Origin of the sequence: Neisseria sp., from assembly GCF_030523955.1 — a bacterium.
GTDB lineage: Bacteria > Pseudomonadota > Gammaproteobacteria > Burkholderiales > Neisseriaceae > Neisseria.
Genome location: NZ_JAUNHL010000026.1, coordinates 15,505 through 39,437 on the forward strand (window position 1 = coordinate 15,505; position 23,933 = coordinate 39,437).

Sequence of the window (23,933 nt, forward strand, 5' to 3'; positions counted from 1 at the left end):
TTACCCCCGTGCCAGTTCAATAGAATTCATCAACGCACCCAGCGCAGCATTTTCACTATGCAGCGGCAGATACACCACGTTTTCGGGCAGGTGCGCATCGGCCGCCACGCTCACGTCAACGCGCGCACCGCCTTGCACGGCCTGTGCCCGCTCACCGTCTTGCAGACCAAGCGCAGCCAGCGTGTTCGGATGCACACGGGCGGCGGGGGTTTGCGCATGGCTGGTGGCTTGCAGCGGTGCCGAACGGCGCACCAGCGCATCGGTGTGGTAAATGCCGACGCCGCCCACGCGCACCAGTTCAGAGGCCGTCTGAACGCTTGCGCCCTGCCAAGTGCTTTGGTTATTCAGTTTTTCAGACAGGCCTTCTTGCCCAACGGCTTCTTTCAGCACCTGTTCGCTGCTGTCGTATTCAAAACCGCTCAATTCAAACACATTGCCCAACACGCGCAATACTTTCCACAAGGGGCGGCTGTCGGCCAAGCCTTTCACCACGCCGTGGAACGATTGCAGGCGGCCTTCCATATTGATAAAGCTGCCCGAAGTTTCGGTAAACGGCGCAACCGGCAGCATCACGTCGCACACTTCGCGCAAGGTTTCGCTTTCAAACGGGGTGAACGCCATCACGCTTTGCGCCTGTTTCAGCGCAGCCACGGCTTTGGCGCCGCCCGCTACGTCGATTTCCGGCTCCACGTTCAAGAGCAGCACGGCTTTTTTCGGCTGCGCCAGCATTTCCTGCACGGTTTGGCCACGGTTCACGCCCAACACATCTGCACCCACACTGTTGGCGGCCTGCGGCAGGATGCCCAAAACGGCGCCGGTGGCGGCGGCCAGTTGTTGCGCGGCGGCGTAAATCGCGGCGTAGTCGGGATGGTTTTGCGCTTCCGCGCCCAAGATCACGGCAGCTTTTTCAGCCTGCTTGAGGCCGTCTGAAACGGCGCTTTGCGTGTCTTGCGCCAGTTTGCTCAAGAAATCCGCCCAATCGCTGGGGTGCAACACTTCGTGCGCGAACAGCGGCATATGCAGCTCTTCCCTGCTGCTGGCAATCACGCTCAAGGCCATATAAGACTTGGCGGCGCGGCGCAGACGGGCGGTTAGCAGCGGCTGCTCTTTGCGCAGGTTGGCACCCACCACCAATACGGCGTCGGCATTACCCAAATCTTCGATGCTCTGGCCCAGCCATTGTGCGCCTTGCAGGCTGCCGGCAAGGCGGTTGTCCTGCTGCATCAGGCGGGTATCGAAATGTTTGATGCCCAAGCCGTCAGCCAGTTTTTTCGCCAGATACAGCTCTTCCACGGTGTTCGCCGGATTGGCCCAGATGCCGATTTGGTCTTGGCCGTCTTCTTTGGCGATGCATTCCAGCGTTTTCTTCACATATTCCAGCGCGGTTTGCCAGTCCACTTCGTGCCATTCGCCGCCGTGTTTGATTTTCGGCGTTTTCAGACGGCTTTCGTGATACAGGCCTTCGTAGGCGAAACGGTCGCGGTCGGCAATCCAGCATTCGTTGATGGCTTCGTTTTCCAGCGGCAGCACGCGGCGCACGGTGTGGTCTTTGGTTTGCACAATCAGGTTGCTGCCCAGCGCGTCATGGGCGGAAATCGATTTGCGGCGGCTCAATTCCCACGAGCGCGCATCATAACGGAACGGTTTGCTGGTGAGCGCGCCGACGGGGCACAAATCAATCACGTTGCCCGACAATTCGGTTTCCACCGCTTTGCCGATAAACGGCATGATTTCGGAAAACTCGCCGCGGTTGGCCATGGCGATTTCCTGCATACCGGCGATTTCTTCGGTAAAACGCACGCAGCGGGTGCAGTGGATGCAGCGGCTCATTTCTGCGGCCGACACCAACGGCCCCATGTCTTTGCCGACTACCGAGCGTTTTTCTTCGGTGTAGCGGCTGGCGGAATTGCCGTAACCCACGGCCAAATCCTGCAACTGGCATTCGCCGCCCTGGTCGCAAATCGGGCAGTCGAGCGGGTGGTTGATCAGCAGAAACTCCATCACGCCGGCCTGCGCCTGTTTGGCCTTGGCCGAATGGGTGTGCACCACCATGCCGTCGGTTACCGGCGTGGCGCAGGCAGGCAGCGGTTTGGGGGCTTTTTCCACTTCCACCAAACACATGCGGCAGTTGGCGGCGATAGACAATTTTTTGTGGTAGCAGAAGTGCGGAATATAGGTGCCCAATTCGTGCGCCGCTTCCATCACAGTCGCGCCCTGCTTGACTGCAATCTGTTTACCGTCGATTTCGATTTGTAACATGGTGTGTTTCCTAGTTACGGATTTTTAAAGGTTTTTGCTTAAGGCCGTCTGAAAACTTTTTCAGACAGGCATTTTATGTTTTGCTTTCAAGTAGCCTGAACGTTTGCTGAACCGTTTACGTTGTTTCATGCTTATGTAGGTTGGGTTGTTAAACCCAACATTTCAGACGGTCCTGCTTGCGTTGGGTTTTCAACCCAACCTACTCTTACTCTTGCTGAAAAATTCCAGAAAAGCATTTTTGTTTTTAGTTTTAATCGGTCGGATGCTTGAATCCGACTTTTTATGTGTGTGGTGCAGCCACGTGCGGGTGTGCGATTTTAAGTTCAAGCAACGCGTGCGTGCCGAAGGCACACACCCTACGCTTGCTAATGAAATTGAAACTTCCAAAATATCTCTCTCTAAAGAGTTATCACTTTATGGCTACCTAAGACCACTTATGCTCTTTAGCCGGCTTGCCATGCTCGATATAGTGCTCAAACTCATGGCGGAAGTGTTTGGTAAAACTGCGCACAGGGAACACGGCGGCGTCCGCCAAAGCGCAAATCGTGCGGCCGGCCATGTTGTTGCCGATGGAGTCGAGCAGTTCCAAATCTTCGGGTTTGCCTTTGCCGCTGGCGATGCGGTGCACGATGCGGTAGAGCCAGCCGGTGCCTTCGCGGCAGGGGGTGCATTGGCCGCAGGATTCTTCGTGGTAGAAATAGCTTAAGCGTTCCAGCGCTTTCACCATGCACACGTCTTCGTCCATCACGATTACCGCGCCGGAGCCGAGCATGGAGCCGGCTTTGGCGATGGAATCGTAGTCCATATTCAGGCTCATCATGATGTCGGCGGGCAGCACGGGGGCAGACGAGCCGCCGGGAATCACGGCTTTGAGTTTTTTGCCGTCTTTCATGCCGCCGGCCATTTCCAGCAGCTTGGCAAACGGCGTGCCCAGCGGCACTTCGTAGTTGCCGGGGCGGTTAACGTGGCCGGAAATGGAAAACAGTTTGGTGCCGCCGGCGTTTTCGATGCCTTGTTCGGCAAAGGTTTTGCCGCCGTCGCGGATGATAAACGGCACGGAGGCGAAGGTTTCGGTGTTGTTGATGGTGGTGGGTTTGCCGTAGAGGCCGTATGAAGCGGGGAACGGCGGTTTGAAGCGCGGCTGGCCTTTTTTGCCTTCCAAGCTTTCCAACAGCGCGGTTTCTTCGCCGCAGATGTAGGCGCCGTAGCCGTGGGCGGCGAACAGCTCGAAATCGAAGCCCAAGCCCATGATGTTTTTGCCCAGATAACCGGCTTGGCGTGCTTCGGCCAGCGCGGCTTCAAAGCGTTGGTAGCCTTCGAAGATTTCGCCGTGGATATAGTTGTAGCCTGCTTCGGCGCCCATGGCGTAGCCGGCGATAATCATGCCTTCGATCAGGGCGTGCGGGTTGAAGTTGATGATGTCGCGGTCTTTAAACGTGCCGGGTTCGCCTTCGTCGGTGTTGCAGACCACGTATTTGGCGCCGGGGAACGAACGGGGCATAAAGCTCCATTTCAGGCCGGTGGGGAAGCCTGCGCCGCCGCGGCCGCGCAAGCCGGACGTTTTCACTTCGGCAATCACGTCGTCTTGCGAGATTTTTTCGCTGAGGATTTTGCGCAAGGCCTGATAGCCGCCGCGCTTAACGTATTCTTCCAGCGTCCAGCAGTTCGGGTTTCGGGTGTCCACTCGGTCAAAAATGACGCCTGATTGGTAAATAGCCATTTGTGTGCCCTGTCGGTTAACTTTTGCTTCAATCTATATTTCGGTTTTGTTCGGTTTCATAGGTCGGGCATTGATGCCCGGCAAAATATCGCGAACCGTTATCGTCGGGCATCAATGCCCGACCTACGGCTGTTTTCAGACGGCCTTGCGTGAAATCCGGCTTAAACGCTGCCTTCTTTTTCAATCACTAAAATCCGCGCTTCGCCCTGCGGGTGGGCTACATGTTCGGTGCCGATGCCGGCAAAGAAAATATCGCCCGCCTGCAAGCGCACCACTTGTTCCTGCCCGTGCTCTCGATAGTGCATATCCACCGTGCCGCTCATCACGGCAAACACTTCTTCGCCGTCGTTAACGTGCCATTGATAAGGCTGATCCGTCCAATGCAGACGCACGGTGGTGCCGTTCATATTGGCAATATCCAACGCACCCCATGCACGATCGGCGGTAAATTCGGCACTACGGATCACTTGGTGGCTCATGCGTTTTCCTTTGGTTGTTTTCAGACAGGCCTTACTGTTTTTTATTAAGTTATTTTAAGTAGGTTAGATTGTTAAACCCAACATTTCAGACGACCCGCATTTGTGTTGGGTTTTCAACCCAACCTACTCTTGCCCACCTACCATCGCCAAAAATTCGCTTTCGGTCAGTTTGGGCGTATCGTTGGCCAACTCGTAATAAGGTGCCTTGCAATCGATAAAAATTTGGCTTTCCAGCTCGAAACCGGCATTGTCGGCAAACAATCCGGCGCTGATGTAATAATCATCGCCCACCTGCACAAACAGATGCGTGCCGCATTGTTTGCAGAAACAGCGTTCCGCCCATTCGGACGAGCGATAACGGCCGATGTGCTCGCCGCCGCTGATTGCGGGTGTTTTGGCCGTTAGGGTAAAGCCCGCACCGCCGCCCCAAGTACGGCATTTACCGCAATGGCAGGCATGCAGTTTGCGCTCGGCTTCGACTTTCAGCGATACGGCACCGCACAGGCATTTTGCTTCCATTGCTGCTTCCTTTCTTTGTTTTCAGACGGCCTGGATTTGAGTTGGGTTTTCAACCCAACCTACTCTTGCTTTGCTTGTAGGCCGGGCATTGATGTCCGACAAAATATCCTGAACCGTTATCGTCGGGCATCAATGCCCGACCTACGCGTTTTTCAGACGGCCTTTATCTCAATTCCGCCAGTTTCGCTTCAATCGCCTCCTCGGTCATAAAACTACACATTTTATGGTTGTTCACCAGCATGACCGGCGCGTCGCCGCAGGCGCCCATGCACTCGCCTTCCACCAGCGTATAGAGGCCGTCTGAAGTGGTTTCGCCGAAGCCGATGCCGAGTTTCTGTTTCAGATAATCGGCCGCGCTTACGCCGCCGCGCAGGGCGCACGGCAGGTTGGTGCAGACGGTGAGTTTGTATTTGCCCACCGGTGCGAGGTCGTACATATTGTAGAACGTGGCGACTTCATAGGCGGCGGCGGGGGCGATGCCCACATAATCGGCCACATATTCGATGGTTTCGGCGCTCAGCCAGCCTTTTTCGGTTTGGGCGATGCGCAATGCGCCCATAATGGCGGAACGGCGTTGGTCGGCAGGGTATTTGGCCAGCTCGACGTCAATCAGTTTTAAAGATTCTGCGGATAACATTAGCGGTCTACCTCCCCGAATACGATGTCTTGCGTGCCGATGATGGCCACCACGTCGGCGAGCATGTGGCCGCGCGCCATTTCGTCCATGCCTTGCAGGTGGGCGAAGCCGGGGGCGCGGATTTTCAGGCGGTAGGGTTTGTTGGCGCCGTCTGAAATCATATAGATGCCGAACTCGCCTTTGGGGTGTTCGACGGCGGTATAGGTTTCGCCTTCGGGCACGTGCATGCCTTCGGTAAACAGTTTGAAATGGTGGATCAGGTCTTCCATGCCCATTTTCATTTCGGTGCGTTTGGGCGGGGCGACTTTGTGGTTGTCGACAATCACGGGGCCGGGGTTGGCTTTGAGCCATTGCACGCATTGTTTGATGATGCGGTTGGATTCGCGCATTTCGTTGATGCGGCACAGGTAGCGGTCGTAGCAGTCGCCGTTCACGCCGACGGGGATGTCGAAATCTACGTTGGCATAAGCGTCATAAGGGGCTTTTTTGCGAATGTCCCATTCGACGCCGGAGCCGCGCAGCATCACGCCGGTAAAGCCTTTTTGCAGGGCGCGCTCGGGCGAAACCACGCCGATGCCGACGGTACGCTGTTTCCAGATGCGGTTGTCGGTGAGCAGGCTTTCGTATTCGTCCACGCAGCCGGGGAAGCGTTCGGTAAAGGCTTCGATAAAGTCGAGCATGGTGCCTTCGCGCGATTCGTTCAGTTTTTTCAGCACTTTGGCGTTGCGGAATTTGCTCGATTCGTATTTGGGCATAAAGTCGGGCAAATCGCGGTACACGCCGCCGGGGCGGAAATAGGCCGCGTGCATACGGGCGCCGGATACGGCTTCGTATAAATCCATCAGCTCTTCGCGCTCGCGGAAGGCATACAAGAACACGGTCATCGCGCCGATATCGAGCGCGTGCGAGCCGATGCCCATCAGGTGGTTCAGAATGCGGGTTACTTCGGCAAACATCACGCGGATGTATTGGGCGCGGACAGGGGCTTCGATGCCGAGCAGTTTTTCCACCGCCAGGCAATAAGCCTGCTCGTTAACCATCATGGAAACATAGTCCAAGCGGTCCATATAGGGCAGCGCTTGCAGATAGGTGCGGGTTTCGGCCAGCTTTTCGGTGCCGCGGTGCAAAAGGCCGATATGCGGATCGGCGCGGACGATGGTTTCGCCGTCCAATTCCAGAATCATGCGCAATACGCCGTGGGCAGCGGGGTGCTGCGGGCCGAAGTTGATGGTGTAGTTTCTTAATTTGTTAGCCACCGTAGTTCTCCTCGCGGACGATGCGCGGGGTGATTTCGCGCGGCTCGATGGTTACGGGTTGGTAGATGACGCGTTTTTCGGCTTCGTCGTAACGCATTTCGACATAGCCGGAAATCGGGAAATCTTTGCGGAAAGGATGGCCGACAAAGCCGTAATCGGTGAGAATGCGGCGCAGGTCGGGGTGGTTGTTGAACAGGATGCCGTAGAGATCGAAGGCTTCGCGTTCGTACCAATCGGCGCTGTTGTAGATTTCGGTTACGGAATCCACCACAGGGAAATCGTCGTCTTGAACCCACACGCGCACACGAATGCGCTGGTTGTTTTTCACGGAAACCAGTTGGCTCACCACAGCAAAGCGCTTGCCTTCCCACGGTTCGTTTTTATAGGCGCTGTAATCCACGCCGCACAAATCAACCAGAGATTCGAAATGCAAATCGGCATGATCGCGCAAAGTGGTCATGATTTCCAAATAGTTTTCAGACAGGCATTCGACAGTGATTTCGTCCAATGCGAGAATCACTTTACCTGCTTTTTCGCCCAATATACTTTGGACAACCGGATACAAATCGTTTACGTGCATCTGCATTCTCCTAGTTGCGGGCAATGGTATAAGTACGCTTGATTTTGCCTTGCAGCTGAATCAAACCGTAAATCAGGGCTTCGGCGGTGGGCGGGCAACCGGGAACATAAACGTCTACCGGCACGATGCGGTCGCAGCCGCGCACCACCGAATAAGAATAATGGTAGTAGCCGCCGCCGTTGGCGCACGAACCCATCGAAAGCACCCAGCGCGGCTCGGCCATCTGGTCATAGACGCGGCGCAGCGCGGGCGCCATTTTGTTGCACAGCGTGCCGGCTACAATCATCAGGTCCGACTGGCGCGGTGACGGGCGGAAAATAATGCCGAAACGGTCCAGGTCATAACGTGCAGCACCCGCCTGCATCATCTCTACCGCACAGCACGCCAAACCGAAGGTAACCGGCCAGAGCGAACCAGTACGCACATAATTGAGCACCGTATCTGCACTGGCTGTTACGAAACCTTTATTCAAAACGCCTTCTATTCCCATTCCAGCGCACCTTTTTTCCATTCATAGATAAAGCCCACCGTAAGAATCACGATGAACACGAACATCGACCAGAAAGCATATTGACCGGTTTCGGCAATCAGATCTTTGAAAACCACCGCCCACGGAATCATAAATGCCACTTCCAAGTCAAAGAGGATAAACAGAATCGCCACCAAGTAATAGCGTACATCAAATTTCATCCGCGCGTTTTCAAAGGCTTCGAAACCGCATTCGAAAGGCGCATCTTTCTCGCGGTAATGGCGTTTAGGACCAAGCACGTTACCCAAGGTAATAAATACTATGCCGGCAATCAGGCCGACAAGCAGAAAGATGAGTACGGGAAAATAGTTAGCCAACATGGTACGTTACCTGTTTTGTTAACATTAAATAAGAGAGTAAATCTAGTATATTGTAACGAAATTTAAAACTGATTAAAAGTTTCAACCGACCTTAAGCATAAAAAAGTTTAATATATTCAATAACAAATAGATAATGATTATCATTTGAATAAAATAAAATACTGATTATCCTCACGCATCTTATAAAAGGCCCTTTCACCTCCCGCTAATCAATTAAATTATCATGATTTTTTCTATCATTCAGGGGAACATATTTTCAGACAGGCATTTTATTTAATTTTTCCTCTTTCTGTTCTCAATGAAATAATTTTACGGTTTTGCGCAATTTTATGCGTTAAGACATCTTTCAACGAATCTGTTATTCACTAGGTTTTCTACTGGTTATCCGCCTGTGAAACATGAAAAGGAATGATGAAAATTCAAGCGGCCCGCACTTACCCCACCCTTTTAAAAGCGGGTAAGCAAGCCAGCAGTTGGCGACCGTAGCGCTGAGTCAATATTCGGTTATCCAATATCGTTACGCGGCCGTAGTCGCTTTCGGTGCGGATGAGGCGGCCGACCGCCTGAACCAGTTTGATGCTGGCTTCGGGCACGGTGATTTCGATAAAGGGGTTGCCGCCGCGCTGTTCGATCCAGCGGTTTTGGGTTTTTTCGATGGGGTTGTCAGGCATCGCAAACGGCAGTTTGGCGATAATCACCTGCACGCAGGCTTCGCCGGGCAGGTCCAGCCCTTCGGCGAAGCTGTCCAGCCCGAAAATAATGCTGGCGCGGCCTTCGCCGATGGCCTGATGGTGTTTTTGCAGCAGCGTCGCCTTGGGCAATTCGCCCTGCACCAACAAGAGCGGCAGATAGGCTTCGGGCAGGCGCAGGGCCACTTCCTGCATTTGTTTGCGCGAAGAAAACAGCACCAGCGTGCCGATGGCTTCTTCGGTGGAAACCAGTTTGGGCAGCCATTCGACGATGGCGGCGGTGTGGGCGGCGGGGTCTTTGGGGCTGGCGTGCACGGGCGGGATATACAGCTCGCCCTGTGCGTCGAAATCAAACGGGCTTTGTAGGGCGAGTGTGGTGGTTTCGGGCAGCCATTGCAGGCCGGTTTGGCGCAGAATCAGGTTGAAGCTGCCCAAGGATTGCAATGTGGCCGAGGTGAGCACGGCGCCGGCGGCGCGCCGCCACAGGTTGTTGGCCAAATGTGAGGCGCTGCTGATGGGGCTGGCGTGGAAGATGTAGTCGTTTTTGTCGTCGAGGCGGCGGGTAATCCATTTGGCCAGCGGCTCTTCGCCTTCGGCGGGCACGGTGGCGAGCAAATCCCAAGCGGCGGTAATTTGCTCGATGCGGGCACGGAACACGCCGAATTCGGTGCTGAGGCGGTCGATTTGGGCGCTGTTTTGGTCTTTGTCGCGGCGGGCGGCGGCCAAGGCGTCGTTGAGGCTGTTGGCGTGTTTGTAGAGGCTGCGCGCGGCAACGGCGGTGTTGGATACGGTGAGTTCCAGCGCTTCGGGGATTTTGCCGTCCTGCCACAGCCACACCGATTCGTTGTTTTCAGACGGCCTTAATGCTGGCTCTTCGGAAAGGTGGAACTGCCATTCGTGCAGGCTTTCGAGCAGGGCGGCGGCGGCTTCGTCGGCCAAGTTCGCCAGCTCGGCTTTGTCGGTGAGCGCGGCGATTTTGTCGGTAACGGCGGGGAGTTTTTCCAGCGCCCACACGGCTTGGTTCCACGAGTGTTGGGCGGCGAACTGGCTGAGGGCTTTTTTGGGCAGGTGGTGCGCTTCGTCGATGCAGTAAAAGCTGTTTTCGGGCGCGGGCAGAATCACGCCGCCGCCCATGCCGATATCGACCATCAGCAAATCGTGGTTGGCCACTACTACGTCCACATTTTCGAGCGTGTCGCGCGCGAGGTAAAACGGGCATTCGGCCCGGTTGGGGCAGGCGGCTTTGAGGCAGCCGTAGTTGTCGTTGTTTACCTTCATCCACACCGCATCGTCGATTTTTTCCGGCCAGGTGTCGCGGTCGCCGTTGAAACGGCGGGCGGCAAATTCGTCGGCCATATCGCGCAAGAGTTTCAATTCTTCGGGCTTGGGTTTGCTGTCCCACAGCACGGCAGGGGCTTCGAAGCCGAGCAGGTTTTGCTGGGCGTTGCTTTGGGTGAGCTGGTAGAGTTTGTAGGGGCAGAGATAGCGGCCGCGCCCTTTGGCGAGTGCGAAAGTCAGCTCCAAACCGCTTTTGGCCACCAAAAACGGCAAATCACGGTTAACCAGCTGTTCCTGCAAGGCCACCGTTGCGCTCGACACAATCAGCCGTTTGCCGCGCGTTTGCGCCATGATGCCGCCGGCCAGCAGATAGGCCAGGCTTTTGCCCACGCCGGTGGGGCCTTCCACCACCACGATGCTTTCGCCCTCGCGCTTGGGCGCTTCTTCGCCTTCGGCGCGGGTTTGGCTGCGCGAAAAGGCGTTGGCGATGGCCGCAATCATTTCCCGCTGCGCGGCTCTCGGGCGGAACTGCGGCAGGTTTTGCGAAATGGCGCGGTAGTGGTCGCGGATGGCGTTTTTTTCTAAATCGGTGAGCATTGAAACAAGAACATACGAAAATCGAAAGGGGATTTTATCATTGAATGCGGCGGCAATTCGGTTGCGGGCAGAAATAAACTGCTAATCGCCTTGTGAAAGAATGCCTGTCTGAAAACCGAGTTTTCAGACAGGCATTCTTTACGGTTAACACAATCGGCTCTATAGCGTTGCCCGACAGTAAAACCATTTAAGAAAAGTACATACTTCCCCAGCTTGGCAACATACAAAAATGCCTGTCTGAAAACATTTTTCAGACAGGCATTTTATCGCGAAACCACTTGAGACCTTTGCAAAAAACTTTTTAATCCTGAATTTATTGATATCTCGTCATACTCGGGCTTGACCCGAGTATCTGCTTTTTCTTTCAAAACCAAAAGATGCTCGGGTCAAGCCCGAGCATGACGCAAGTGTTTCCAGGTATCGAAAAGAATTTTGCAAAGGTCTCCACTTGTTTAATATCGTTTTGTCATACTCAAGTTCCGCTTTGGGTGACGTATATATAGTCGATTCAAATAAAATGTCCGGTGGAGCGCGGACGTTTTCGTCCGTTCTTTATGTATGATTCTGGATATTTTGCGGACGAGGACGTCCGCGCTCCAATATCGGAGTTTTATTTTAAATCCACTATAAATCCACTATACTTTGCTTAAAAGGTTTATAAAAAACCGCCAACCTTGTCGGTTGGCGGTTGTATCGATGAGTAATCCCTTAGGATAGCGAGCTGCCTTCTTCGGCAGCAGGAAGCTGTGCTGCGGCCTGTTCGTTCCATTGTTCGCGACGGGTGCGGTGGTAGGTCAAACCGGTACCGGCCGGGATCAGGCGTCCGACGATAACGTTTTCTTTCAGACCGCGCAAATCGTCTTGTTTGCCCATAATCGCCGCTTCGGTCAGCACGCGTGTGGTTTCTTGGAAAGACGCCGCCGAGATGAAGCTGTCGGTAGACAGCGACGCTTTGGTAATACCCAGCAGGATATTTTCAAAACGCGCCGGCTCTTTGCCTTCGGCTTCCGCTTTCTCGTTGGTGGCCATTACATCGGCACGCTCTACCTGCTCGCCGGTAATGAAACCGGTTTCGCCGGCGTCGGCAATGTTCACGCGGCGCAGCATTTGGCGGATGATCACTTCGATGTGTTTATCGGAAATCTTCACACCTTGCAGGCGGTAAACCTCTTGCACCTCTTGCACAATATAGCGCGCCAACGCTTCGATGCCTTGCAGGCGCAGAATATCGTGCGGATCGACCGCGCCGTCGACGATGGTCTCGCCGCGGTTCACCACTTGGCCGTCGTGCACCAGAATCTGCTTCTCTTTGGAAATCAGGGTTTCGTAGGCTACGCCGTCCAAATCGGTAATGATCAGGCGCTGTTTGCCTTTGGTTTCCTTACCAAAGGAAACGGTACCGGTTACTTCGGCCAACATACCGGCATCTTTCGGTACGCGGGCTTCAAACAACTCGGCCACACGGGGCAGACCACCGGTAATGTCGCGGGTTTTCGAAGAAGCTTGCGGAATACGCGCCAATACATCACCCTTGCCGACTTCCTGGTCTTCGCGCACGGTAATCACGGCGCCGACCGGGAAGGCCATCGATACGGCGGTTTCGGTACCCGGAATCTTCACTTCTTGGCCGTTTTCGTCCAGCAGTTTTACCGTCGGGCGCAGCAGTTTGGATGCACTGGAGGCACGGCGTTTGCCGTCGATCACCACCAAAGTGGACAAACCTGTGATGTCGTCGGTTTGTTTGGTAACGGTTACGCCCTCTTCGATGTTCTCGAACTTCACGCGGCCGGCATGCTCGGTAATCATCGGACGGGTGTGCGGATCCCAAGTGGCCAAAGTTTGGCCGGCTTTGACGCCCGAACCGTCTTGCACCAGCAAAGTGGCGCCGTAAGACACTTTATGGCGCTCGCGCTCACGGCCGATGTCGTCATGAATCACCACTTCCGAAGAGCGGCCGATCACGATCAGTTCGCCTTTATTGTTGGCCACATAACGCATCTGGCTGTTAAAGCGTGCGGTACCGTTGGATTTGGCTTCCACTTGGCTGGCGGCGGCGGCACGTGATGCGGCACCACCGATGTGGAAGGTACGCATGGTCAGCTGGGTACCCGGCTCACCAATCGACTGTGCGGCAATCACGCCGACCGCTTCGCCGGAGTTCACCAATTTACCGCGCGCCAAGTCACGACCGTAACACTTCGCACACAAGCCGTAACGTGTCTTACAGGTAATCGGCGTACGCACTTTCACTTCGTCCACACCCGAGTTATCGATCAGGTCGACCAGTTGCTCGTTCAGCAAGGTACCGGCTTCCACCAGCGTTGCGCCACTGGAAGGATCCACCACGTCGGCAGCAGTTACACGGCCAAGGATACGGTCGCGCAACGGCTCGATGACATCGCCGCCCTGCACCACCGCTTTCATAATAAAGCCGTCGGATGTACCGCAATCGTCTTCGATGACAACCAAGTCTTGGGTAACGTCGACCAGACGGCGGGTCAGGTAACCGGAGTTTGCGGTTTTCAACGCGGTATCCGCCAAACCTTTACGCGCACCGTGGGTAGAAATAAAGTACTGCAATACCGTCAGACCTTCGCGGAAGTTCGCGGTAATCGGCGTTTCGATAATCGAGCCGTCGGGTTTCGCCATCAGACCGCGCATACCGGAGAGCTGCTTGATCTGGGCGGCGGAACCACGGGCACCCGAGTCGGCCATCATGTAGATGGAGTTGAACGACTCTTGGTCTACTTCCTTACCTTCGCGGTCAATGACTTTCTGGCTGGAAAGATTGTCCATCATCGCCTTAGCGATTTTATCGCCGGTGCGGCCCCAAATATCGACCACTTTGTTGTAGCGCTCGCCGTTGGTTACCAAACCTTGGCGGTATTGGTTTTCGATTTCCTTCACCTCGGCTTGTGCGGCTGCCAGCAACTCAGGTTTTTCTTTCGGCACTTCCATGTCGTCTACGCAAATCGAAATACCGCCTTTGGCTGCCAAGGCAAAACCGGTATACATCAAGTGGTCGGCGAAAATCACGGTGTCGCGCAGGCCGCACAGACGGAACGAGGCATTAATCAGTTTGGAAATTTCTTTTTTCTTCAAAACCTTATTAATGTACTCAAACGGCAGGCCTTTGGGCAGAATTTCGCTCAACAGCGCACGACCAACGGTGGTTTCGTAACGGTTAACCACCGATTCGAACTCACCTTCTTCGTTTTTCACCCATTCGCGCAGGCGCACGGTGATTTTGGTACCCAGCTCTACCTGTTTGGTGTGGTAGGCACGGTGTACTTCTTTCACGTCGGCAAACAGGCTGCCTTCGCCCTTACCGTTGATTTTGTCGCGGGTCATGTAATACAGGCCCAATACGATATCCTGCGACGGCACGATAATCGGCTCGCCGTTGGCGGGCGACAAGACGTTGTTGGAGGCCAGCATCAGGGTACGGGCTTCCATTTGCGCTTCCAAGCTCAACGGTACGTGGACGGCCATTTGGTCGCCGTCGAAGTCGGCGTTGAACGCGGCGCATACCAAGGGGTGCAGCTGGATGGCTTTACCTTCGATCAGAATCGGCTCGAACGCTTGAATACCCAAACGGTGCAGGGTCGGGGCGCGGTTGAGCATAATCGGGTGTTCGCGGATCACTTCTTCCAGAATATCCCAAACTTCCGGCACTTCCTGCTCGACCAGTTTTTTCGCTGCTTTTACGGTCGTGGCGAGGCCTTGCACTTCCAGTTTGTGGAAAATAAACGGTTTGAACAATTCCAGCGCCATTTTCTTCGGCAGACCGCATTGGTGCAGACGCAGGTAAGGACCTACGGTAATCACCGAACGACCGGAATAGTCGACACGTTTACCCAACAGGTTTTGGCGGAAGCGGCCACCCTTACCTTTGATCATATCGGCCAGCGATTTGAGCGGACGCTTGTTGGCACCGGTCATCGCTTTGCCGCGGCGGCCGTTGTCCAGCAGCGAATCCACTGCTTCTTGCAGCATACGTTTTTCGTTGCGCACAATGATGTCGGGCGCATGCAATTCCAACAGGCGTTTCAAGCGGTTGTTACGGTTGATGACGCGGCGGTACAAGTCGTTCAAATCGGAAGTGGCGAAACGGCCGCCGTCCAGCGGTACCAGCGGGCGCAAGTCCGGCGGCAATACCGGCAGCACGTCCATAATCATCCACTCGAGTTTCATGCCGCTGCGTTGGAAGGCTTCCAATACTTTCAAACGCTTGGCGATTTTTTTGATTTTGGTGTCCGAACCGGTCGATTCGAGTTCTTGGTGCAAAATCTCGATTTCAGCCGCTACATTCAGATTGCGCAACAGCTCACGGATGCCTTCGGCACCCATTTTGGCGTCGAAATCATCGCCGTATTCTTCAAGCTTGTTGTAGTAGTCTTCTTCGGTCAACAGCTGGCGGCGTTGCAGCGGCGTCATGCCGGGATCGGTGACCACAAAGGCTTCGAAATACAGCACACGCTCGATGTCGCGCAGGGTCATGTCCAATACCATACCCAGGCGGGAAGGAAGCGATTTCAAAAACCAGATGTGTGCAACCGGAGCGGCCAATTCGATGTGGCCCATGCGCTCGCGGCGAACCTTGGAAAGGGTAACTTCCACGCCGCATTTTTCACAAGTAACGCCTTTGAATTTCAGGCGTTTGTATTTACCGCACAAACATTCGTAGTCTTTAACCGGGCCGAAGATTTTCGCGCAGAACAAGCCGTCGCGCTCTGGCTTGAAGGTACGGTAGTTGATGGTTTCCGGCTTTTTCACTTCGCCGTAAGACCAAGACCGGATGGTTTCGGGAGAAGCGATACCGATTTTAATGGCATCAAATTCTTCTTCCATACCCGCCGATTGCAGGGGGTTAAACAGGTCTAACAAAGCTTTCATTTTTGCTCCTTAGGGTACAAGGCTACCCTCTTTGGCGTTTTCAATGGTATTCGGGTATTAAGCAACGTTTTTCTTTTCAGACAGGCATATCGCTTTACAATGCCTGTCTGAAAGCAATACTTAATACCGCTCCAAGTCGATATCCAAGCCCAGCGAACGAATCTCTTTCACCAATACGTTGAAAGATTCCGGCATGCCGGCGTCGATTTTGTGTTCGCCTTTCACGATGTTTTCGTACATTTTGGTACGGCCGGTAACGTCGTCCGATTTCACCGTTAACATCTCTTGCAAGGTGTAAGCGGCTCCGTAAGCTTCCAATGCCCAAACCTCCATCTCACCGAAACGCTGTCCGCCGAATTGGGCTTTACCGCCCAAAGGCTGCTGGGTCACGAGGCTATACGGACCGGTCGAACGGGCGTGCATTTTCTCGTCTACCAAGTGGTGCAGTTTCAGATAATGCATCACGCCGACAGTCACTTTGCGGTCGAACGCTTCGCCGGAACGTCCGTCATACAAGGTAATCTGGGTTTTGCTGTCGTTAAAGCCCAGCTTCTGTACTTCCGGATCGTTGCTTGGATAAGCCAGTTCGAGCATGGCCTTGATTTCGGATTCTTTGGCACCGTCGAATACCGGCGAGGCAAACGTGGCGCCGCGCTTGAGGTTTTCCGCCAAGGCGAGAATCTCTTCATCGGAAAGCTCGTTCAACTCTTCCTGTTTGCCGCTCTCGTTATAGAGGCGGTTGAGGAATTCGCGGATTTCACCGACTTGGCGCTGTTCAGCCAACATGCTGTCGATACGCTGGCCGATGCCTTTGGCGGCCCAACCCAAGTGTACTTCCAAAATCTGACCGATGTTCATCCGCGACGGTACGCCCAAGGGATTGAGTACGATGTCGACGGTGCGCCCGTCGGCCATATACGGCATGTCTTCCACCGGCAGAATGCGCGATACCACACCTTTGTTACCGTGGCGGCCGGCCATTTTGTCACCTGCTTGCAGGCGGCGTTTGATGGCAATGAATACTTTCACCATTTTTTGTACGCCCGGCTGCAATTCGTCGCCCTGAGTCATTTTTTTCTTTTTGATTTCATAAAGAACATCAGACTCTTCGCGCTTGTCTTGCAGGCTGCTCTTAATCAGCTCAAGCTGCTTGGCCAAACCTTCGTCAGCCATGCGGATGTCGAACCAATCGTGTTTGCTCGGCAAGGAAGCCAGGTATTCTGCGGTCACTTCGCTGCCTTTGGCCAACTTCAGCGGGCCGCCGTTGGCTTTCTGGCCGACGATCATGCGCTCGATACGGTCGAATGCGTCGTTATCGAAAATACGCAGCTGGTCGCTCAAGTCTTGGCGGTAGCGTTTGAGCTCGGCATCAATAATCGATTGTGCACGTTTGTCACGCTGGATACCTTCGCGGGTGAATACCTGAACATCAATCACGGTACCGCTCATGCCGGTGGGCATACGCAGGGAAGTGTCTTTCACATCTGAAGCCTTCTCACCGAAAATCGCACGCAGCAGTTTTTCTTCCGGCGTCAGCTGGGTTTCGCCTTTCGGAGTCACTTTACCCACCAACACGTCGCCCGCCTCTACTTCGGCGCCGATATAAACGATGCCCGATTCGTCCAATCGGTTCTGCATGCGCTCGGACAAGTTCGGAATATCGCGGGTAATTTCTTCCGGGCCCAGCTTGGTATCACGCGCCACCACATTCAGTTCTTCAATGTGAATGGAGGTATAGCGGTCATCGGCTGCCACACGCTCGGAAATCAAGATTGAGTCTTCGTAGTTGTAACCGTTCCACGGCATGAATGCGATAGTCATATTCTGACCCAACGCCAATTCGCCCAAATCGGTAGAAGCGCCGTCGGCCACCAAATCGCCGCGCTGCAACACGTCACCCGCTTTCACGGCCGGGCGCTGGTTGATATTGGTCGACTGGTTGGAGCGGGTGAATTTCACCAGATTGTAGATGTCTACACCCACTTCGCCGGCCACCGCTTCGTCATCGTGCACGCGCACCACCACGCGGTTGGCATCGACATACTCGACCACACCGCCGCGACGTGCAACGATTGCTGTTGCCGAATCCACTGCCACCGGACGTTCGATACCGGTACCCACCAAGGGTTTTTCGGCACGCAGACACGGTACGGCCTGACGTTGCATGTTCGCACCCATCAAGGCACGGTTGGCATCGTCATGCTCCAAGAACGGAATCAGCGAAGCCGCTACCGATACCACTTGACCGGTAGCCACGTCCATATACTGTACGCGGTCGGGGGTAGACATAATGGTTTCGCCTTTTTCGCGACAAGTCACCAACTCGTCAATCAGATTGCCTTCGGCATCCAACTCGGCATTGGCCTGTGCAATCACGAAACGGCCTTCCTCAATCGCCGACAGGTAATCGATCTGATCGGTTACTTTACCGTTTTCCACACGGCGGTACGGCGTTTCCAAGAATCCGTAATCGTTGGTACGCGCATAAACCGACAACGAGTTAATCAAACCGATGTTCGGACCTTCGGGCGTTTCAATCGGGCACACGCGGCCGTAGTGAGTCGGATGTACGTCGCGCACCTCAAAGCCGGCACGTTCGCGGGTCAAACCGCCCGGGCCCAAAGCGGATACACGACGTTTATGGGTAATTTCAGACAGGGGGTTGGTCTGATCCATAAACTGGCTCAATTGGCTGGAACCGAAGAATTCTTTAATCGCAGCGGAAACCGGTTTGGCATTAATCAAATCGGTCGGCATCAGATTTTCCGACTCCGCCTGATTCAAACGCTCTTTTACCGCACGCTCTACACGCGACAAACCTGAGCGGAATTGGTTTTCTGCCAATTCGCCCACCGAACGCACGCGGCGGTTACCCAAGTGATCGATATCATCGACTTCACCGTGACCGTTGCGTAGTTCCACCAAAGTGGCAATCGACGCCACGATGTCTTCCACGCTCAGTACATAACCGCCTTTTTCGGCCGCACCGGCAAAAGTCTCGTTCAGCAAACGGCCGTACCAAGACTGCCGCTGGGCTTCGCTCAGCTTTTGCTCATACGTACGGGTATTGAACTTCATACGACCTACGCGCGACAAATCGTAGCTCTCATCATTGAAGAACAACCGGTTGAACAACATTTCCACTGCTTCTTCGGTAGGCGGTTCACCCGGGCGCATCATGCGGTAAATCGCCACACGCGCGGCTTGCTGGTCGGCAGTTTCGTCGGTGCGCAAAGTGGCAGAAATATAACCGCCCTGATCCAACTCGTTAATGTACAGGGTCTGAATTTCTTTAATCCCCTGAATATCGAGTTGTGCCAGCAATTCTTCAGTAATCTCTTCATTGGCAGCAGCCAGCACTTCTCCGGTATCCGGCGCAATGACATCCTTGGCCAGCACCTTGCCAATCAACGAATCGGCATCCACGCTGTAGCGCTTTAAACCTGCTTTTTCAATATCACGGATATTTTTGGCGGTAATCCGTTTGCCGGCAGCCGCAAGCACATTACCGTCTTTATCAACGATGTCTAAACGGGCAGTTTCACCTTTCAGACGGGAAGCAATCAAATCGGTTTCTACGCCCTCTTTCGACAAATAGAAGTTTTCTTTATCGTAGAAAGTTTCCAGAATCTGCTCGTCGTTATAACCCAAAGCTTTCAGCAGGATAGTCACCGGCATTTTGCGGCGGCGGTCAATACGGAAGTACAACAAGTCTTTCGGATCAAACTCAAAATCCAGCCAAGAACCGCGATAAGGAATAATACGGGCAGAAAACAACAGCTTGCCTGAAGAATGGGTTTTACCGCGGTCATGCTCGAAGAATACGCCCGGCGAACGATGCAATTGTGAAACAATCACACGCTCGGTACCGTTAATTACAAAAGAGCCGCTTGGTGTCATCAATGGGATTTCCCCCATGTACACCTCGTTCTCGCGAACTTCCTTAACAGTAGGCTTGGAAGACTCTTTATCCAAAATCACCAAGCGGATGCGCGCACGTAAAGGTGCAGCATAAGTAATACCGCGCAACTGACACTCAGGAATATCAAACAACGGCTCACCTAAGGTGTAGTGAACAAACTCCAAACGTGCAAATCCGTTATGGCTTACAACAGGGAAAATCGAGCTGAATGCAGCTTGCAGACCTTCGTCGTCACGGCCGTCAAACGGCTTTTCCTGTTGCAGGAATTTAGCGTAAGAATCCAGTTGGGTAGCCAACAGAAACGGAACTTCCAATACATTTTCCCGTTTTGCAAAGCTCTTGCGGATACGCTTTTTTTCGGTAAAAGAATAACTCATTGCGGAAAACTCCAAGGGATGAGAACAATTCGAAAGTTGCTCTTATTTCAGACAGGCATTTCAATGTAATCAACATCCGAAATTACGAGACAGATAAATTTTCATATATTTACATCAAAACCATCACGACAAGGTAAATATATGAAAATTTATAAAACAGTAGCACAATACAAGCGAAATAAGGCTGGCAGTAAAACTGCCAGCCTTGCAAGAAAGAAAGCTTATTTGATTTCGACTTTGGCGCCGGCTTCTTCCAGTTGTTTTTTGATGTCTTCAGCTTCAGCTTGAGATACACCTTCTTTAACAGTTTTAGGTGCACCGTCAACCATGTCTTTAGCTTCTTTCAGACCCAAACCGGTAATGGCACGTACCACTTTGATTACGCCCACTTTTTGGTCTCCGGCAGAAGCCAGAACCACATCAAACTCGGTTTTCTCTTCAGCAGCGGCTGCACCAGCGCCAGCAGGGCCAGCAACAGCAACGGCAGCAGCAGAAACACCGAATTTTTCTTCAAAAGCTTTAACCAGATCATTCAATTCCATTACGGTCAAAGAACCAACGGCTTCCAAAATGTCTTCTTTAGTAATAGCCATGCTATTTAAACTCCAAATATTGTATTAAAAAATAAATCAGTTAAATCAAAATCGTTTTGCTTATGCAGCTTCTTCGCCGGCTTTTTTCTCGGCCAAAGCCGCCAAAGCACGGGCAAAACCGGAAACCGGCGCCTGCATAACGAACAACAGTTTAGACAACAGTTCTTCACGGCTCGGGATAGATGCCAACTCACCCACTTGGGCGGCATTGAGCACGTCACCGTTATAAACACCGGCTTTAACAACGATTTTGTCATCTTTTTTCGCGTATTGATGCAGTACTTTTGCAGCAGCAACAGGATCTTCCGACACGGCATATACCAACGGACCAACCATTTGGTCGGCCAAACCGGCAAAAGAAGTTCCTTCAACCGCACGGCGCGCCAAGGTGTTTTTCAAAACGTGCAGATACACGTTTTCTTTACGGGCATTGGCGCGAAGTTCGGTCATGCTGGCAACACTGATTCCGCGATATTCGGCAATCACCATAGTTTGAGCATTGGCAATGGCACTGCCAATCTCGGCTACAGCTGCTTTCTTGGTTTCAATATTGAGACTCAAGGTCTACCTCCCACTGTTTATCATCAGAATATTTTTTTACAATATTCCACCAGCGCGGCAACCCAAAAGACATTTTGCAAGCCAGGCTCGCAGTTTTTAGGACTACCGTCTGCGTAGGGCTGTTAGGATTAAATCTTGCGATCCCTACGGTCTTGGACATCTACTTAAATATTTTTAAGTAGCCCATTTTTTTCAGACAGGCATCAAACACACCATGCCTGTCTGAAAAGATTTAAATCAGCTGTTAACGCTGGCAGTATCCACGCGCACACCCAGACCCATGGTGCTGGAAACGGCGACTTTTTTCAGATACTGGCCTTTGGCAGCAGCCGGTTTCGCTTTTACGATGGCATCCAACAAAGCATTGAAGTTCTCTTTCAGATCAGCTTCTGCGAAAGATGCACGACCGATGGTAGCATGTACGATACCCGCTTTATCGGTACGGTATTGCACCTGACCGGCTTTAGCATTTTTAACCGCTTCAGCCACATTTGGCGTTACGGTACCTACTTTCGGATTCGGCATCAAACCGCGCGGACCCAAGATCGTACCTAATTGACCAACGATACGCATTGCATCCGGAGAAGCGATTACCACGTCAAAATCCAGATTGCCTTTTTTCACTTCTTCAGCCAAATCTTCAAAACCAACAATATCGGCACCCGCAGCTTTAGCAGCCTCGGCATTTGCACCTTGAGTGAAGACCGCAACGCGGGTAGTTTTACCGGTACCTTTAGGCAATACAACGGAACCACGAATAACCTGATCCGATTTGCGCGGATCTACGCCCAAATTAAACGAAACGTCTACCGACTCGTCAAATTTGGCAGTTGCGCCGCTTTTTACCAAGGCAATAGCTTCATCGATTGCATATAACTTATTGGCCTCAACGGTGGCACGCAAAGCTTTCAAACGTTTAGATACTTTAGCCATTACACACCCTCCACATCCAAACCCATTGAGCGCGCAGAACCGGCAATGGTGCGCACAGCCGCATCCAAATCAGCAGCAGTCAAATCAGGCTCTTTAGTTTTAGCAATCTCTTCCAATTGAGCGCGGGTAACCGTACCCACTTTATTGGTCAACGGATTGGAACTACCTTTTTGCAAACCGGCTGCTTTTTTCAGCAGAATGGTTGCAGGAGGCGTTTTCATCACAAAAGTAAATGATTTATCCGCAAACGCAGTAATCACCACCGGAATCGGCAACCCCGGCTCCATGCCCTGTGTTGCAGCGTTAAACGCTTTACAAAATTCCATAATATTCAGACCGCGCTGACCCAAAGCCGGACCAACAGGCGGAGAAGGATTGGCTTTACCTGCAGGAATCTGCAGTTTGATATAGCCGACAACTTTTTTTGCCACAATTAAGCTCCTAATAAACGGGTATAACGCAGAAAAACTGCTCCCCAAAAGTCAAGTTTTTAATTATAAAACTTTCAGAAGTTTACTTCAAGAGGCAACTTGCTCTTTTCCATAAAATCCCCACACCCACCACAATTCTTGTAGCCATTTCTACAACGAATAAAACTTACAATTTTTCAACCTGACCAAAATCCAATTCAACCGGTGTTTCACGACCAAAAATTTGAACCGACACCCGCAACTTATTACGTTCATAGTCCACTGCATCAACCAGACCATTGAAATCAGCAAATGGACCCTCATTGACACGAACTTGTTGCCCCACTTCAAATTCAACTCGAGGCTTCGGCTTTTTCTCAGCACCAGAACCAGCTACCTGAGTCATAATCGCATCTACTTCGCTCTGTGAAATCGGCAAAGGCCGGTTTGCAGTTCCACCAATAAAGCCTGACACCCGAGGCGTGCTCTTGACTAAATGCCATGACTCATCAGTCATTTCCATCTCTACCAGCACATATCCAGGGAAAAATTTACGCTCACTGACAGTTTTACGCCCGTTTTTTATGTCAACAACCTCTTCGACAGGCACCAAGATCTGTCCAAAATAATCAGCCATTTCCTCACGGATAATGCGCTCTTTCAATGTCTTTTGAACATTTTTTTCAAACCCGGAGTATGCCTGAACCACATACCAACGCTTTGTCATATCAGCCTCTTACCAACAATGTATTAAAAATTAAAGAAATCAAGGTATCTACGCCATAGATAAAAGCCGCCAGAACCAAAACAAAAATAACTACTTTTACCGACATAGAGAAGGCGTCGTTTTTCGGCAGCCAGACAACTTTTTTAAACTCTCTCCAAGAGTCCCCAAAATACCGGATCAAGCGACGGCCAGGCTCTGTCCAAAAAGAAGCCAAAAATACAGCAACCACCGCCGCACCGATCGCAATCAGTGTTCTGACATAAAAAGGCTGTCCGGAAAACTGGTAATATGCCCAGATACCACCTCCAGCAATTACAGCGGAGAGCAACAGCTTAAACCAGTCCGACAGTGAAGTACTTTGCTTTTGAGGATATTTCTTTTTTCCCTCATCCACAGCAATCAAAGCCTGTTTTTCTGATGATTGCTCTGGAGGTATTTGTTGTGTCATTATTAATCCAGATAAATGATAAAAACTAACCGGCAAAAAGGCCGGTTAGTTTTTTATTTGGCAGGCCAGGAGGGTCTCGAACCCCCAACCCTCGGTTTTGGAGACCGATACTCTACCAATTGAGCTACTGGCCTCTAAACATTAAGCAATGATGGAAGATACTACGCCGGCACCTACGGTACGACCACCTTCGCGAATCGCGA

At 52.6% G+C, this 23,933-nt stretch carries 18 protein-coding genes and 1 tRNA gene; all 19 read right to left on the minus strand.

The features are described from left to right. Positions 1 to 2,259: an NADH-quinone oxidoreductase subunit NuoG gene (gene nuoG / locus Q4C79_RS07065; RefSeq protein ID WP_303090321.1), complete on the minus strand. Its 2,259-nt coding sequence runs from the start codon at positions 2,257 to 2,259 to the stop codon at positions 1 to 3. A 424-nt stretch (positions 2,260 to 2,683) separates the two neighbouring features. Beyond that, the gene (gene nuoF, locus Q4C79_RS07070) at positions 2,684 to 3,979 is read right to left on the minus strand and encodes an NADH-quinone oxidoreductase subunit NuoF (protein ID WP_303090322.1); all 1,296 of its coding nucleotides are present in this window, start codon (positions 3,977 to 3,979) and stop codon (positions 2,684 to 2,686) included. Between the two features lie 161 nt (positions 3,980 to 4,140). After that, positions 4,141 to 4,458 carry a cupin domain-containing protein gene (locus Q4C79_RS07075; RefSeq protein WP_303090323.1) on the minus strand — a complete coding sequence of 106 codons (318 nt, stop codon included), beginning with the start codon at positions 4,456 to 4,458 and terminating at the stop codon, positions 4,141 to 4,143. Between the two features lie 123 nt (positions 4,459 to 4,581). After that, positions 4,582 to 4,977: a GFA family protein gene (locus Q4C79_RS07080; protein ID WP_257066656.1), complete on the minus strand. Its 396-nt coding sequence runs from the start codon at positions 4,975 to 4,977 to the stop codon at positions 4,582 to 4,584. Positions 4,978 to 5,140: 163 nt separating this feature from the next. Further along, positions 5,141 to 5,614: an NADH-quinone oxidoreductase subunit NuoE gene (nuoE, locus tag Q4C79_RS07085; RefSeq protein ID WP_303090324.1), complete on the minus strand. Its 474-nt coding sequence runs from the start codon at positions 5,612 to 5,614 to the stop codon at positions 5,141 to 5,143. Continuing rightward, positions 5,614 to 6,870 (minus strand): NADH dehydrogenase (quinone) subunit D, encoded by a 1,257-nt coding sequence (nuoD, locus tag Q4C79_RS07090; protein WP_303090325.1) that lies wholly within the window; start codon positions 6,868 to 6,870, stop codon positions 5,614 to 5,616. The genes nuoE and nuoD overlap by 1 nt, the downstream gene beginning before the upstream one ends. Continuing rightward, the gene (locus Q4C79_RS07095) at positions 6,863 to 7,450 is read right to left on the minus strand and encodes an NADH-quinone oxidoreductase subunit C (RefSeq protein ID WP_303090326.1); all 588 of its coding nucleotides are present in this window, start codon (positions 7,448 to 7,450) and stop codon (positions 6,863 to 6,865) included. Before Q4C79_RS07095 ends, nuoD begins: the two co-directional genes overlap by 8 nt. A 10-nt stretch (positions 7,451 to 7,460) precedes the next feature. After that, positions 7,461 to 7,940, minus strand: a complete 480-nt coding sequence (locus Q4C79_RS07100) for an NADH-quinone oxidoreductase subunit B family protein (RefSeq protein ID WP_151049648.1) — start codon at positions 7,938 to 7,940, stop codon at positions 7,461 to 7,463. Next, complete coding sequence (locus Q4C79_RS07105) at positions 7,931 to 8,299, minus strand: NADH-quinone oxidoreductase subunit A (RefSeq protein ID WP_303090327.1); 369 nt, start codon at positions 8,297 to 8,299, stop codon at positions 7,931 to 7,933. The genes Q4C79_RS07100 and Q4C79_RS07105 overlap by 10 nt, the downstream gene beginning before the upstream one ends. A gap of 434 nt (positions 8,300 to 8,733) precedes the next feature. Continuing rightward, positions 8,734 to 10,863 carry an ATP-dependent DNA helicase DinG gene (dinG, locus tag Q4C79_RS07110; RefSeq protein WP_303090328.1) on the minus strand — a complete coding sequence of 710 codons (2,130 nt, stop codon included), beginning with the start codon at positions 10,861 to 10,863 and terminating at the stop codon, positions 8,734 to 8,736. A gap of 708 nt (positions 10,864 to 11,571) precedes the next feature. Continuing rightward, positions 11,572 to 15,759, minus strand: a complete 4,188-nt coding sequence (gene rpoC, locus Q4C79_RS07115) for a DNA-directed RNA polymerase subunit beta' (protein ID WP_303090329.1) — start codon at positions 15,757 to 15,759, stop codon at positions 11,572 to 11,574. A gap of 120 nt (positions 15,760 to 15,879) precedes the next feature. Next, a complete protein-coding gene (rpoB, locus tag Q4C79_RS07120) occupies positions 15,880 to 20,058 on the minus strand; it encodes a DNA-directed RNA polymerase subunit beta (RefSeq protein WP_303090330.1) in 4,179 nt (1,392 codons plus the stop codon). Between the two features lie 221 nt (positions 20,059 to 20,279). After that, positions 20,280 to 20,651, minus strand: a complete 372-nt coding sequence (rplL, locus tag Q4C79_RS07125; protein ID WP_303090331.1) for a 50S ribosomal protein L7/L12 — start codon at positions 20,649 to 20,651, stop codon at positions 20,280 to 20,282. A gap of 60 nt (positions 20,652 to 20,711) precedes the next feature. Then, complete coding sequence (gene rplJ / locus Q4C79_RS07130; protein WP_303090332.1) at positions 20,712 to 21,212, minus strand: 50S ribosomal protein L10; 501 nt, start codon at positions 21,210 to 21,212, stop codon at positions 20,712 to 20,714. Positions 21,213 to 21,449: 237 nt separating this feature from the next. Then, positions 21,450 to 22,145: a 50S ribosomal protein L1 gene (gene rplA / locus Q4C79_RS07135; RefSeq protein WP_303090333.1), complete on the minus strand. Its 696-nt coding sequence runs from the start codon at positions 22,143 to 22,145 to the stop codon at positions 21,450 to 21,452. Continuing rightward, complete coding sequence (gene rplK / locus Q4C79_RS07140; protein ID WP_303090334.1) at positions 22,145 to 22,576, minus strand: 50S ribosomal protein L11; 432 nt, start codon at positions 22,574 to 22,576, stop codon at positions 22,145 to 22,147. Before rplK ends, rplA begins: the two co-directional genes overlap by 1 nt. A 166-nt stretch (positions 22,577 to 22,742) precedes the next feature. Then, positions 22,743 to 23,282: a transcription termination/antitermination protein NusG gene (gene nusG / locus Q4C79_RS07145; RefSeq protein ID WP_303090335.1), complete on the minus strand. Its 540-nt coding sequence runs from the start codon at positions 23,280 to 23,282 to the stop codon at positions 22,743 to 22,745. A 1-nt stretch (position 23,283) separates the two neighbouring features. Next, positions 23,284 to 23,730 carry a preprotein translocase subunit SecE gene (secE, locus tag Q4C79_RS07150; RefSeq protein WP_303090336.1) on the minus strand — a complete coding sequence of 149 codons (447 nt, stop codon included), beginning with the start codon at positions 23,728 to 23,730 and terminating at the stop codon, positions 23,284 to 23,286. A 58-nt stretch (positions 23,731 to 23,788) separates the two neighbouring features. After that, positions 23,789 to 23,864: transfer RNA gene (locus tag Q4C79_RS07155), tRNA-Trp, on the minus strand. Positions 23,865 to 23,933 lie beyond the last annotated feature (69 nt).

Coding starts and splice junctions, on each gene's coding strand:
- nuoG (WP_303090321.1), bottom strand. CDS start 2,259: ATGTTACAAATCGAAATCGACGGTAAACAGATTGCAGTCAAGCAGGGC.
- nuoF (WP_303090322.1), bottom strand. CDS start 3,979: ATGGCTATTTACCAATCAGGCGTCATTTTTGACCGAGTGGACACCCGA.
- Q4C79_RS07075 (WP_303090323.1), bottom strand. CDS start 4,458: ATGAGCCACCAAGTGATCCGTAGTGCCGAATTTACCGCCGATCGTGCA.
- Q4C79_RS07080 (WP_257066656.1), bottom strand. CDS start 4,977: ATGGAAGCAAAATGCCTGTGCGGTGCCGTATCGCTGAAAGTCGAAGCC.
- nuoE (WP_303090324.1), bottom strand. CDS start 5,614: ATGTTATCCGCAGAATCTTTAAAACTGATTGACGTCGAGCTGGCCAAA.
- Q4C79_RS07095 (WP_303090326.1), bottom strand. CDS start 7,450: ATGCACGTAAACGATTTGTATCCGGTTGTCCAAAGTATATTGGGCGAA.
- Q4C79_RS07100 (WP_151049648.1), bottom strand. CDS start 7,940: ATGGGAATAGAAGGCGTTTTGAATAAAGGTTTCGTAACAGCCAGTGCA.
- Q4C79_RS07105 (WP_303090327.1), bottom strand. CDS start 8,299: ATGTTGGCTAACTATTTTCCCGTACTCATCTTTCTGCTTGTCGGCCTG.
- dinG (WP_303090328.1), bottom strand. CDS start 10,863: ATGCTCACCGATTTAGAAAAAAACGCCATCCGCGACCACTACCGCGCC.
- rpoC (WP_303090329.1), bottom strand. CDS start 15,759: ATGAAAGCTTTGTTAGACCTGTTTAACCCCCTGCAATCGGCGGGTATG.
- rpoB (WP_303090330.1), bottom strand. CDS start 20,058: ATGAGTTATTCTTTTACCGAAAAAAAGCGTATCCGCAAGAGCTTTGCA.
- rplL (WP_303090331.1), bottom strand. CDS start 20,651: ATGGCTATTACTAAAGAAGACATTTTGGAAGCCGTTGGTTCTTTGACC.
- rplA (WP_303090333.1), bottom strand. CDS start 22,145: ATGGCTAAAGTATCTAAACGTTTGAAAGCTTTGCGTGCCACCGTTGAG.
- nusG (WP_303090335.1), bottom strand. CDS start 23,282: ATGACAAAGCGTTGGTATGTGGTTCAGGCATACTCCGGGTTTGAAAAA.
- secE (WP_303090336.1), bottom strand. CDS start 23,730: ATGACACAACAAATACCTCCAGAGCAATCATCAGAAAAACAGGCTTTG.